Source organism: Hymenobacter edaphi, from assembly GCF_003258365.1.
In the GTDB taxonomy this organism is placed as follows: domain Bacteria; phylum Bacteroidota; class Bacteroidia; order Cytophagales; family Hymenobacteraceae; genus Solirubrum; species Solirubrum edaphi.
This window is the reverse complement of the sequence record NZ_QHKM01000001.1, coordinates 244,676-257,313: the sequence shown is the minus strand read 5'-3', so window position 1 is coordinate 257,313 and position 12,638 is coordinate 244,676. Positions and strand designations below refer to the sequence as shown.

Sequence of the window (12,638 nt, the reverse complement as noted above, 5' to 3'; positions counted from 1 at the left end):
ACAGAAAGTACTATCCCGCCGCGCCAAGACGCAAGGGTGCGTCTCTTCCTCGTTACTGATTAACGTTTTACAGACAAGCCCAAGCCTTAGCTGAAGCGGGCGTTCATGGCCTCGGTGGCGGCGTCCAGCTCGCTGCGCGAGGCCAGGCGGCGCTCCTCGGAGGTGCCGAAGCCGACTTCCAGCTCGCCGGCGGCCAGCCGCGCCAGCACCGCATCGGCAAACTCAGCCACCGGCACACCGAAATTGTGCAGCCCCGCCCCGCCCAGATCGGTATTGACGGCCGGCGGCACGATTTCCAGCACCTCGATGCGCGTATTGCGCAGCTGATGGCGCAGCGCAACGGTAAAGGAGTGCAGGGCCGCCTTGGTGGCGCCGTAAATCGGGGCAAACGCGGGCGGCGTGAAGGCCAGGCCCGACGTCACGTTGACGATGGCCGCCGCGGGCTGCTGGCGCAGGTGCGGAATGAACAGCTCCGCCAGCTGGACCGGCGCCTCAAAGTTGATGGCAATTTCCTGCTGCCGCGCGGCCCAGTCTTCCGGGTCGGCCACCTGCAGGCGGCGCTGCACGCCGGCGTTGTTGATGAGCACGTTGAGCTGCGGAAATTGCCCGACGGCCCAGTCGCGCAGGGCCACGCGCTCGGCGGGCGAGGCCAGGTCGCAGGTGCGCACCTGCAGGCCGGGCACCTGCTGCTGGGCTTCGCGCAGCTTGTCGGCGCGGCGGCCGCAGACGATGACCGTGCTGCCCGCCTGCACGAAGCGCTGGGCCAGCGCCAGGCCGATGCCGGAGGCGCCGCCGGTGATGAGAATGGTGTTGCCGGTCAGGTTCATGGGAGAGGCAGGAAAGGTGAAGCAGGGACGAAGCGGCGGTAATACCGGCCAGCCCCCCGTTTGGTTGGCGGCCGGGCGAATAATTGTGCCGACCGGCGGCACCAATCCCGCACCGGCAGCCGTTAAAGCCACAGCTTTCCGGCCCGGGCTTCGTACCTTGGCCAAAGGTCCTTTTCACCCGTTGACGATGCGCCTGTTCCTGCCCGCCCTGCTGTCTTTGCTGTCTGCCACCGCCGTTTCGGCCCAAACTGCCGCGCCGGCCGAAGCCCCGGCGCTGGGCCTGCGCCCCGCTTCGCGGGTAAGCTACAGCCTCAGCGCGGGCGCCATGTTTGCCGGCCGCTACGGCTCGGCCACCTACCTCAGCCCCCAGGCCCACTACCAGCTGACCAACCGGCTGCAGCTGTTCGGTGGCCTCACCTACCTGCGCACCTTGCCCGGCGCCGCTTACCGCCCCAACCTTGAAAGCGGCCCGCGCCCCGGCACCTGGACCGGCACCAACCATTACCTGATTCAGGGCGGCGGCACCTACGCCCTCAGCCCCCGCCTGTTTCTGACGGGCAGCGCCTGGAAAGACCTCACGCCCGCCACCCCGGGCGCCCTGGTAAACCCCTACGCCGGCTTCGGCGGCAACCTGGGCCAGGGCGTGAACCTGCGCGCCGACTACCACATCACCGAAAATTTCTCCGTGTCGGGCGGGGTGCGGGTGTCGCAGGGCGCTACGGCGCCGGGCCTGGGCACGCCGCTGGGGTACTAGGCAGCCTTAGCGCGCTGTAGCGCGGGCTTCGGCCCGCGTCCGGCAGATATAATAAACCCCATGGTGCGCGCTTCCCGTCGCTCTGCAACAATCGTGCGGCCAAACGCGGGCCGAAGCCCGCGCTACAGTGCCTGCCCGCAATGACCAACTTTGCCCAAACCCGGCTTCGCGGCCGGGTTTGTCGTTTACCGGCTGCCGAGGAAGCGGCGCGTAATGCCGGCAACGGGCAGGCCGACCATCAGTACCAGAATACTCATATTCAGGACTATGCCCACCGGCGTGAGTGGCCGCGGCGGCACCTGCGACAGAGGCAGCACCACCAGGTTCATCAGCGCCCACACCCCGGCGCCGTAGAGCACGCCGCTGAGCACCCAGTGCCGACGCAGCACGGGCCAGGCGCGGGCGGCGGCCACGAACAGCGCGGCCCAGATCAGCGCAATGAGGAAGTGCAGGCCCAGGCCGGCCAGGCCCGTCGTCCAGCCGCCTTGGTAGGCCGCCGGGCCCCACACGCCGCTGGCCACCGACTGCAGAATCTGCAGCGGGGTGGCCTGCCCGCGCAGCCAGCCAAAGACGGCAATGGCGGTGAGTATATCGAGGACGCCGGCGACCAGCCCGGCCGTCAGGGCTACCGGTACGAAGCTGGAGGCCAGGGCGCGGCGGGCAGCGGGGGCGAGAACGGGCGGCTTCATCGGCGACGGGAATGCGGCGTGGGGCTAAATATAGTGGCCCGGAAATTCGGTTTCCCGATATCTTTGCCCGGCTGAGCCCCGCCACCACCCGCGCCAAGACGACGGCCTCCCCTCCCACCGCCGCGTTGCATCTCTGATTTTTCGCGCTCAGCCTTGGCGAAGTGTGCTTTCTACCTGACTTGCGGCCCGCTACGGGGCCCGGAGCATTTTCCGGCCCTCGTCCCCGGCGTCGTACCCTGCAGCCCCCGGCCAATGCCGGGCCTCCCATTGGGCCCGCCCCGGCGCCGGGCTAGCCCCAGCCTCGGGCGCTTTGCTACGGCAGCCCACCCGTTTTCAGCCGGGCCCAGGGTCGCATCAGCGGTTCCGGGCCCGGTCCGAATTACGGCCCCACTTCGGTTGTCATGCCGGCCGGCGGGCCGGGCCGGTAACCTGGGCGGTAGCCACCTTTTTTCTGCTTTCCCGTACTGCCAAAGTCTTTTTCCGACTTTATGAATACTCCCCATTCTTCGGCCGATACCGAGCTGCAACCCGACGTTATCCTGATCGGGGCGGGCATCATGAGCGCCACGCTGGGCCTGATGCTCAAGGAATTGCAGCCCGACCTGCGCATTGCCGTGGTGGAGCGCCTCGACGTGGCCGCCGCCGAAAGCTCCGACGCCTGGAACAACGCCGGCACGGGCCACTCGGCCTTCTGCGAGCTGAACTACACCCCCGAGCGCCCCGACGGCAGCATCGAAACAAGCAAAGCCATCAAGATTGCCGAGCAGTTTGAGCAGAGCAAGCAGTTCTGGACCTACCTGGCCGAGCAATACCAGGTGAAGGAACTCAGCCGCTTTATCAACCACGTGCCGCACCTGAGCTTCGTGTGGGGCGAGAGCAACGTGGAGTACCTGCGCAAGCGCCACGCGGCCCTCACTCAGTCGCCCTTGTTTCGGGGCATGCAGTTCAGCACCGACCCGGCCGAGCTGCGGCAATGGATGCCCCTGGTGATGGAAGGCCGCGACCCGCAGCAGCCCGTAGCCGCCACCCGCATGGACCTCGGCACCGACGTCAACTTCGGCTCCCTGACCCGGGGCATGTTCTACCTCTTGCAGGAAAAGCCCGGCGTGACGTTCTACTTCAACCACGAGGTGGAAAAAATCAAGCGCAAGGAAGACGGGCGCTGGGGCGTGCGGGCCGAAAACCGCGCCACCGGCGACAAGCTCAAGCTCCGGGCGCCGTTCGTGTTCATCGGCGCGGGCGGCGGCTCGCTGCCCCTGCTCATCGCCTCGGGCATTCCCGAAGGCCAGGGCTTCGGCGGCTTCCCGGTGAGCGGGCAGTGGCTGAAATGCCTGAACCCCGACGTCATTGCCCGCCACGACGCGAAAGTGTACGGCAAAGCCTCCGTTGGCTCGCCGCCCATGTCGGTGCCCCACCTCGATTCGCGCGTGATTAATGGCAAGAAGGAGCTGCTGTTCGGGCCCTACGCGGGCTTCAGCACCAAGTTCCTGAAGAAAGGCTCCTTCCTGGATCTGCCCCTGAGCATCAAGCTCAGCAACATGCGCCCGATGATTATTGCGGGCCTGAAGAACATTCCGCTCACCCGCTACCTCATCAACCAGGTACGGCAGTCGCCCGAAGACCGCCTGGCCGCTCTGCGCGAGTACCTGCCCGAAGCCCGCGCCGAAGACTGGGAGCTGGAACTGGCCGGGCAACGCGTGCAGGTCATCAAGAAAGACAAGAAGGAAGGCGGCGTGCTCGAATTCGGCACCGAGGTCGTCAGCGCCGCCGACGGCTCCATTGCGGCCCTGCTGGGCGCTTCGCCGGGCGCCTCCACGGCCGTGAGCATCATGCTGGGCCTGATTCAGCGCTGCTACCCGCAGCAGGCAGCCACGCCCGCGTGGCAGGCCAAGTTCCGGCAGATGATTCCCTCCTTCGGCCTCTCGCTCAACGACAACCCGCAGCTGGTGGAGGAAATCCGCGCCCATACCGGCGAGGTCCTGGGCCTGAACGCCTCCGTCAGCAGCTAAACCGGCCGCTTCGCCAGGCAGCCTTCATTGCAGGCCCGGGCGCACCCACCCGGGCCTGCGTGCGTTCGGGGCTAATCGGATGTGGGTCGGCCACCCTTATCCAGCTTCGATAAACCATTCGCTCTGCTTCGGGTTTGATAGCCAGATTCATAACGTTTTGGTAACACCGATTGGTGGCCGTTGCCCCGGCGTTTCGCGTTTTAGCACTACCTGCCCGCCGCCGGCCCAACCGCCGCCGCAGCGCCCCCGACGGTCAGCCCCTCCGGCATTCCCTTGCGGCGACGCCCCTAACAACCCAACCTCATGCTTTCGCACGGCCAATACAACCGGGCAGTCCGCCGCAACGACGTGGTGGTGTACCTGCTGATGAGCCTGGCTGCGGCCAGCGCCCTGTTTTTCTCCCTGTAGGATCTGCTACTGCCGGCGGCTGACCTCGGTCACCGTCCGGCCCATCAACGCAAAAGCCGCCCGGCCTACCAGCCGGGCGGCTTTTCTCGTCCTAGGCAGGCAGGCGGCTCAGGCGCGGGGCAGCAGCACTTCGGCCAGCATGCAGCGCGCACTGCCCCCGCCCAGCGTTTCGATGGTGGGAATGCGCAGCGGCAGCAGCTCGCAGTGGCGCTGCAGCCGCTGCCGCTGCGCGGGCGTCAGCGCGTCGTGGGCACTCTGCGACAGCACCAGCAGCGGCTGCCCGGCCGCGGATTCCAGCGCGAGCATGTTGCCGGCGAAGTGCGCCACCTGGGCCAGCGTGATGTCGACGATTTCGCGGCCGCCGGCTTCGAGCTCGGCCAGCACCGCGGCCCGCTCCGCCGCGTCGGGCAGGCTTTCGAGGCAGAGGCTGGCAAAGCCGGGACCCAGGCACATCATCACGTTGGTGTGGTAAATGGCCTGGCCCTGCCCGTCGACGGCGTGAAAGGCCACGGGGCGGTAACCGAGCAGCGCGGCCACCTCGGCCAGCAGCCCGGCGTCGGTGCGGGGCGAGAGGGCGGCGTAGACCACGCGCTGCGCATGGTCGAAAATGAGGCTGCCGGTGCCTTCGAGGTAGCGCTGCTCGGCCTCGTAGGGCGAGAAGTCGATGATTTCGCGCAGCCGGAACTGCCGGCCCAGCGCGGCCAGGATGTCGGGACGGCGCTCGGCCCGGCGGCTGGGGGCGCACATGGGGTAGAGCAAGGCGCGGCCGTCGGGGTGCAGGGTCAGCCAGTTGTTGGGAAACACCGCGTCGGGCTTGGCGGGCGCGGCCGTGTCGTCGAACACCAGCACCTCCAGGCCGCGGGCCCGCAGCGCGGCCACGGCCGCGTCGAACTCGGCCAGCGCCCGCTGCTGGGCGGCCGCGGCGTCGAGGCCGGTCAGGGGTTGCTGGAAGTGGTTGGTAAGGGCCGTTTCGGCGTTGTAGCCGAAGCTGGCGGGGCGAACGAGCAGGACGGTGCGGGCGACGGACATGGGCGGCAGCAATGGGGCGGCGCAAGTTACGGGCGCGCCTGGTTTGGCGGCCGGCGCCGCTGCTCCGATTACAACCTGGTACCTTCGGGCCGCGGTCCGGTGCGGGCCCGGCCCGGCCGGCGGCGGCGCTGCCGGTGGTGCAACGTGCCCCGGCTGGAACCGTAGGGTTTAGTCGGGCGGCCGCCGGCGCGCCTTTCTCCTCCCCTGTTTGCCTATGATTCGCCTAGAACGCTTTACCCCGGCCGACTTCAGCCAGCTCATCGAATGGATCAACAGCGAGCGGCTGATGAAGGAATGGTCGGGCTCCCTGTTTTCGTATCCGCTCACCGAGGAAAGCCTGGCCTGGTACATCGAAGGGGCCAACGACCTGCGAAATCCCGATGTGTTCGTCTACAAAGCCGTCGACACCAAAACCGGGGAGGCCGTGGGGCATATTTCGCTGGGCAGCATCAGCCAGCGCGACCGGTCGGCGCGCGTGACGCGGGTATTGGTAGGCAACCAGTGTACCCGCGGCAAGGGCGTGTGCCGCCGCATGGTGCAGGCCCTGCTGCGCATCGGCTTCGAGGAGCTGCAGCTGCACCGCATCAGCCTGGGCGTGTACGACTTCAACCACGCCGCCCTGAAATGCTACCTGAAAGCGGGCTTCCGGCAGGAAGGCGTGATGCGCGACGTGGTGCGCCACGGCGACACTTACTGGAGCCTGGTGGAAATGGGCATTCTGGAGGACGAATGGCGGGAGCTGCAGCAGGCCGCCGATAAGCAGGCCGAAACGCCGCCCGAGGCCGCTGGCTAAACCGCCGTTGTGGCACCGGAGCGCCACGGCCGAACGGGTCGGGTTCGACACCAAAACGGGCCCCTCACCACGGCGGTGAGGGCCCCGTTTTGGCGACGTAGCACCGACGAATCCGCCCGCTACTGCTTCAGCAGCTTGGCCGTGGCCGTGCCGGCGGGCGTGCGCACGCGCACCACGTAGAGGCCGGCGGCGGCGGGCAGCGGCAGGGTGCTGCGCTGCGCGTCGAGGCTGGGCTTGAGCGCGAGCTGCTGCACCACGGCGCCCAGCGTATTGAGCACCTGCACCGTAGCGGGCTGGCCCTGGGTGCCGCGCACCTCGATGGTGGCCTGGCTGCCGTGGGCGGGGTTGCCGAGCACCAGCACCTGCAAGCCGGCCGGCTGGCGGCCCGCAGTTACGGCCGTGGTGGTGGCGCACTGCGTGGGCACGTTGGTCGACCAGTCCGCGGGGGTCATGCTGATGAGCGTGCCGTTGTGCTGGTGCCCGGTCACGTCGAGGGTGGTCGAGCCGGAGCCCTCGTTGAGCGGCCAGTAGGCTTCCAGCGCCGTGGAGGTAGCGCTGACCGAGCAGGCGTTGGCCTGAATTTCGGTTTGGGTCAGGGCCCGCTTCCAGGCGCGCACTTCGTCGAGGGAGCCGTTGAGCACGCGCAGGTTTTCGTAGTTGCGGCCGAGGCAGAACGTGCCGTTGGCCACGGCCGCGCCGGTCTGCGCCTTGGTGGCGTCCGGCTGCCCATTGATGTACAGGCGCATGTTGCTCCCGTCGTAGGTGCCCACGATGTGGTACCAGGTGCCCGCCGTGAGCGTGGCCGTCGACGTCACTTTCTGCTGGGTGGTGCCCACCTGCACGATGAACTGCACCTTGTTGTTGGCCACGCCCACGTCGCCGAGGCGCAGCATGGCGGCGCCGCCCGCGTCTTCGATGCCCATCAGGCTGGAAATAAACGGCGAGGTGGTTTTAAAGGCCGTCGGCTTCACCCAGCACTCCAGGCTCAGGGCGCTGCCGCTCAGGTTCACGGCGTTGGTGTTCACGTACTTCGTCGCGCCGTCGAAGAGCAGGGCGGTGTTGCCGGTGCTCGGGCCGGCGGCCGTCACGGTGATGTAGCCGGTGCGCGTCACCGAGTCGCGGCCGGCGGCGTTCTGGGCGCGCAGCTTCACCGAGTAGGTGCCCGGCGCGGCGTAGGCCACCACCGGAAACACGGCCGTGCTGCTGGCGGGCGTGCCGCCCGTAAACGTCCAGGTGTAGCTGGTCGCGTTCAGCGAGGAGTTGCTAAAGGTCACCGGCTGATTGACCCCGACGGCCGTGGCGCTGGCCGTAAAGCCGGCCGTGGGCAGCACCGCGGCGGTGCCGTTGTACACTTTCAGCTTGCCCAGGTTCAGGCGGTACTCAGCCACGGTGGCGGTGGCGGCGGCCCGCACCCCGATAATGGCCAGCTCGCGGCCGGCGTAGCTGGCCAGCGGGAAGGTATTGGTTTTCCAGAGCGTGTCGGTGGCGGCCGGCAGGTCCAGCACCACCGGCGTGGCCAGGTTGTCGGTGAAGTACAGCAGCAGCTTGGAGCTGGAGGCCCCGGCCGCGCCCTGCTTGTACACCAGGTCCAGGTTGGTCTGCGCCGTCACGGGCAGCTTGGTCTGGTACAGCTTCACGGTGGCGGTGGTGGAGGCCGACAGGCTGCCGGCCAGCTTGATGGAGTTGCCGCCGTAGTAGGCGCGGCTGAAGTCGAAGCCCACCGACACCGGGGCGTTGCCGGTGTTGGCCCAGCGCCACGAGGGCAGCAGGCTTTGCTTGCCCATGTCCGTCCACTCGCGCTGCAGCACCTGCCCGTTGTTGGCGAAAATCTTGCCCTGCCCCACCGTGAACGTCGTTTCGAAGGGGAAGGTATTGATGGCGCTGCGCACCGGCACGTAGTGGCCCACGCCCTTCCAGCCCGAGGCGTCGGTGGCGGTGATGTCCAGGTCGTTGCCGGCAAACACGCGCACTTCCGTGTTGTAGAAGGCGGCGTAGTCGGCCGAGTTGGTGTTGAAGCTGTTCAAGCCGCCGTTGTAGGTCAGGTTGGCCGCAAACAAACCCAGCGAGAGGCGCGGCTGGCCCACGGCCCCGCCGGTGAAGTAGTTATCCAGCCAGGCCGACTGCGTAAACAGCGACTGGTTGGAGCGGTTGGGCCAGAGGTCGGCGCCCATGTACACGTCGAAGGGGCTGCGGCCCAGGGCCGTGGCCGTGGTCACGGAGGTGTTGATGTTGGTGGCGCCCGACCAGAAGTAGTTCGTGAACATCGCGTCGCTCACGCGGGTGGTGCCTTCCTGCAGCATGGCCTGGTTGTTGGCGTTCAGCGCGTTCTGGTACGACACGGTGCCCGAGGCGGGCAGCATTGCGTCGTACCAGTGAATTTCCAGGCCGGCGGGCTTGATGGCCTGAATGCGCTTGAGCAGGTTGCGCAGCTCCACGGCGTTGGCAGCCGACACGGAGGCTTCCTGGTTGAAAAACCAGCCGTCGAAGCCGTAGTAGGCGGCCACGTCCACCAGCTTCTGGGCGCCGATGTAGTTGTTGTTGGCGTCCTTCTGAACCAGGGCGGCCACGTCGGCGGCGTTGGTAAACACCGTGCCGATGACCTTCACGCCGTTGCGGTGCGCGGTTTCCACCCAGGGCCGCGTCGGAATGGCCACCGGCCCGTCGAACCAGGTCAGCACGTCGATGTACTGCCAGTGGGTGAAGTTGTAGAGGTTGAAGCGGTTCTGCTCGGTCAGGTACCCGGCCCAGCCGGCCATGCCGTCCGGAATGTAGTTGATCTGCTGGCTGAAGCTCTGGGCCGGGTTCAGCTGGGCGGCCAGCGTGTTTTGCCGGGTAGCCAGGGGCACGCGGCTCACGTTGTCGGCCAGGGCGGTGGGGCCGGTGCTCGTCCAGGCCATCAGCTGGGCCACCGTGAGCTTGGTGTTTTGCGCGGCCGGGTCGAGCTGGGCGTGGGCGGCCAGCGGGGCCAGCAGCCACAGCAGCAGCGCCCAGCAGGCGTAGCGCGGGTGAGCAGTGGGGCGGGCGGCAGTGGGTGCTGCCGTCCGCGAGGGGTAGAATTGCTTCATTGAACGATACAGATGGGTGAAAGAAGGGGTGAACAACTATTTCGGCATCAATGTAATGGCTGCCCCCTTTGCTTGTACCGTCCTACTATTCAAAAATGAGAATATCTGGTTTGTTGCCCCCTTTTTGCGCCGGTCAGGCAGTTGCCGCCCCCCGGTTCGGCTGAATGGCGCCGCGGGGCCCCGGTCAGCGGCCGTTGGGCCGGGGCGGTTCCGGCCGTTGGCGACGTCGGCGGCCGAAACCGGCACCAACAAGCAGCCCCGGCAACGCCAGGGACGTTGCCGGGGCCGGCTGCAGCAAGCCCGTTCGCCTCGCTAAATCCGGTAGGCGCGCACCGAGTCCACGTCGAAGAGGTACACCACGCTGTCGACGGGGTCGAAAATGTAGTCCGGGGTGCGGTTTTCCACCTCCACCTGCCCTTCCACCTTACCGGTAGTCTTGTTGATCTTGAGCAGCTTGAAGCGGCCCAGCTCGTCCTTGTCGGCCTTGGTCAGCACGATGTGGTGCCGCAGCTCGGTGTGGAAGGTGCGCGGCCCGCTGTATACGGCTTCGCTGCTGCCGGCCTCGAAGGCCTGCTGGGCCGCAAACCAGGACTGCTTCGCGGCCCGGATCTTGGCCTTGGCCGCGGCATCGGCGGCCTGCGCGGCGGCCTGGCCCGCAATGGCGCCGGCCACCACCACCGGCGGCGTGAAGTATTGGTTGTACACGATGCGCCCGCTGAAGTCCACCTTGGTCACCGACTGCGCCGTGACCACCGCCAGCCCGTCGTCGAGCAGCTCCAGCTGCGGGGCTTCGTTGTCGAGCAGCTTCAGGGGCAGCTTGTCTTTCAGCAACAGCGACTCCTCGCCTTTTTTCGGATTCACGCGGCCCAGGTAGCCGTTGGCCCAGAAGTAGGTATCCTCGCCCGCCTTGAGCTTCACGCGCCCCGCCGGATCGAAGTAGCGGGTTTTGCCGGTGGCCGCGTAGCCCTGGGGGTTGAAGTACTCCACGCAGGAGGCGCTGAGCAGGCCGATGCCCCGGTCGTTGACGAACAGCTGCACGTTGTCGCCGCTGGTCTTAAAGGTCTTGTCGGCTTTCAGCTGCAGCGTGGCCAGGTCCACCAGCTTCACCGCCGAGCCGCCGCTCACCACGAACAGGTCGTTGCCGATGGGCTGCATGGCCCCCGCGTTGTCGATGTCCACCGTGGCCGCGCGCAGCTCTTGGCAGCTGCGCTTGTCGTACACGGCCAGCAGCAGGTCCTTGTCCTTCTTGCCCGACTTGCCGATGACGAGCCGGTCCGTGCCCGCGTCGCGGTAGGTGACGAAGGCGCCGGGCAGCTCCTTTTCGCCCGTCAGCTGCCCGGTGCGCACGTTCACGCCGGTGAGGTAGCCGTCCTTGAGCACGCACACCAGCCCGGGCGTACCCGTTTCCAGCACGTCAAAGGTGGGCTCGGTGGGCGGCAGCAGCTCGCTGACCTTGGCCGAGCGTTTCAGCGGCAGGTTGTAGAGCAGCTTGCCGCTGGCCGGGTCCAGGGCCGTCACCCCGTAGCTCGACACCACGCACACCTTGCCGTCGGGCAGGGGCAGAATGCGGGCGGCCTTGGCCCAGGTCGGGGCAATCGACAGCTCGTGCAGGCGCGCGCCCGTCACCTTGTCGAGCAGCAGCGCCCGGGTGCCCGTGTCGGTGGCTTCCCACACCACCAGGTGGGCCGCGTCGATAATGCGGTTTTCCAGCTGTTTGGCCGCCGGAGGGCTGTACACGGCCTTGCCGGTTTCCGAGTTGAGGATGTAGGACTGCAGGTACTCCGAGGAGGCCGACGTAGCCACCACCTGGATCAGCGGGCCGTTGCCGATCAGGTGGGCCGATTTGGTACGCTCCACCTTGGTCAGCCACAGCGGCTTGCCGGTGTTTTTGGCCAGGCTCATCACGAAGTTGGCCTTCAGAATCAGAATGTTGCCGTCGGCGTTGAGGTACTTCACCGGGGCCGGGCCGTTGCCCAGCCGGGCCCATACCTGCTGCCCCGCCGCCACTTCGACGGCGGGCTCGCGCCGCGGCCGGGCGGGCACTACCGGCGCGGGCGGCGCCTCCACGGGCGGAGTGGGCGCCGGGTCCTGCTCCGGGGCGGCCGTGGCCTCGTTGGCCTCAGTAGCTCCGACGGCCACCGCAGCGGGCGAATCCGTCGCAGTGGCCGTCGTGGGAGCCGGGGCGCTGGAAGCCGGCGGGGCCGCCCCGCCCGCGGCCGCCACATCGGGCGAAGCAGGGGGCGCGGCGGGCGGCGGGCTGGCCGGAGTCGTTTCGGGCGCGGCCGTTTCGGCGGCCGGGGCGGCAGGCGCCGCAGTAGGCGAGGCGGCGGGTTCGGCCGCTGGTGCCGGCGCCGGCGCCACTACCGGCGCCGTGGCTACCGCGGGCGCTGCCTCAGGAGTCGGCTCGGCGGTGCGCTCCTGCGCCACCGCCAATTGAGCCGCGGGCGCCGCCTGCGCAGTTGCAGTTGCAGGGGCAGTTGGGGCCGGGGCCGAAACTGCCGCGGCGGGCGCCGTCGCCGCAGCGGCAGGGGCTTCCGCACCAGCGGCCACCGGCGTCGCGGCGGGCATCGTGCTGGCCGGGGCAACGGCCGGCGCCGCTGCCGGGGCAGTAGCCGGCGCCGACACCGGAGTGGCAGCGACGGCCGGCGTGGTGGGCGCCGCGGCCGTTTGCTCGGGCACGTTAAACTTTTCCCGCCGGCCTTTTTCGTAGATAATCATCCACACGTCCGTCTTGCGCACGTTGTAGAGCGGCCCGTCGAGAAAATCGAACAGCCGGTATTTGATGTGGTCCTCGGTTATTTCGATAACCTTGGCGCTAATCTCGGACTTGTCGTTTTTGATGATGACATCCTGCGCCTGCGCGCCGGTGGCCAGCAACAGGGCGCCCGCCGCGGCCGCCAGGCGGAGGCTTCCCAGCCACCGGTGCCACCGAGGCTGCTCCGAACCGGCCGGCCAGTGCCCGGCCGGCCCCAAATTGCGGGTAGAGGTTTGCAACATAGGTATGTGAGGTCTGGGAGAGCGGTGCATTATAGAGAACCGTCGGCACTCACACAAGAGTACAGGT

8 protein-coding genes are annotated in these 12,638 nt (G+C 67.8%); 3 read left to right on the top strand and 5 right to left on the bottom strand.

The window, feature by feature from the left end; translation table 11 throughout:
• Positions 1–86: 86 nt before the first annotated feature.
• Entirely contained in the window at positions 87–827 is a 741-nt protein-coding gene (locus tag DLM85_RS00895; protein ID WP_111476193.1) for an SDR family oxidoreductase, read from the bottom strand.
• A 187-nt stretch (positions 828–1,014) separates the two neighbouring features.
• Here DLM85_RS00895 and DLM85_RS25285 point away from each other — a divergent pair, with 187 nt between their 5' ends.
• The gene (locus DLM85_RS25285; protein ID WP_165821956.1) at positions 1,015–1,581 is read left to right on the top strand and encodes a hypothetical protein; all 567 of its coding nucleotides are present in this window, start codon (positions 1,015–1,017) and stop codon (positions 1,579–1,581) included.
• Positions 1,582–1,766: 185 nt separating this feature from the next.
• Here DLM85_RS25285 and DLM85_RS00885 read toward each other — a convergent pair whose 3' ends face one another.
• Positions 1,767–2,270 carry a DUF1440 domain-containing protein gene (locus DLM85_RS00885; RefSeq protein ID WP_111476191.1) on the bottom strand — a complete coding sequence of 168 codons (504 nt, stop codon included), beginning with the start codon at positions 2,268–2,270 and terminating at the stop codon, positions 1,767–1,769.
• 488 nt (positions 2,271–2,758) lie between these two features.
• Between DLM85_RS00885 and DLM85_RS00880 the strand changes: the two genes are divergently transcribed.
• Positions 2,759–4,279 carry a malate:quinone oxidoreductase gene (locus tag DLM85_RS00880; RefSeq protein WP_111476190.1) on the top strand — a complete coding sequence of 507 codons (1,521 nt, stop codon included), beginning with the start codon at positions 2,759–2,761 and terminating at the stop codon, positions 4,277–4,279.
• Positions 4,280–4,795: 516 nt separating this feature from the next.
• On the opposite strand, the gene ctlX is transcribed toward DLM85_RS00880, so the two are convergent.
• Positions 4,796–5,716: a citrulline utilization hydrolase CtlX gene (gene ctlX / locus DLM85_RS00875; RefSeq protein ID WP_111476189.1), complete on the bottom strand. Its 921-nt coding sequence runs from the start codon at positions 5,714–5,716 to the stop codon at positions 4,796–4,798.
• A gap of 214 nt (positions 5,717–5,930) precedes the next feature.
• Between ctlX and DLM85_RS00870 the strand changes: the two genes are divergently transcribed.
• Positions 5,931–6,509, top strand: coding sequence for a GNAT family N-acetyltransferase (locus tag DLM85_RS00870; protein WP_111476188.1), 579 nt, complete (start codon positions 5,931–5,933; stop codon positions 6,507–6,509).
• A gap of 119 nt (positions 6,510–6,628) precedes the next feature.
• On the opposite strand, the gene DLM85_RS00865 is transcribed toward DLM85_RS00870, so the two are convergent.
• Together DLM85_RS00865 and DLM85_RS26160 are read right to left on the bottom strand one after the other, a co-directional pair.
• Positions 6,629–9,574, bottom strand: coding sequence for an endo-beta-N-acetylglucosaminidase (locus DLM85_RS00865; protein WP_111476187.1), 2,946 nt, complete (start codon positions 9,572–9,574; stop codon positions 6,629–6,631).
• 312 nt (positions 9,575–9,886) lie between these two features.
• Positions 9,887–12,571, bottom strand: coding sequence for an outer membrane protein assembly factor BamB family protein (locus DLM85_RS26160; protein ID WP_133256820.1), 2,685 nt, complete (start codon positions 12,569–12,571; stop codon positions 9,887–9,889).
• Positions 12,572–12,638: the final 67 nt, after the last annotated feature.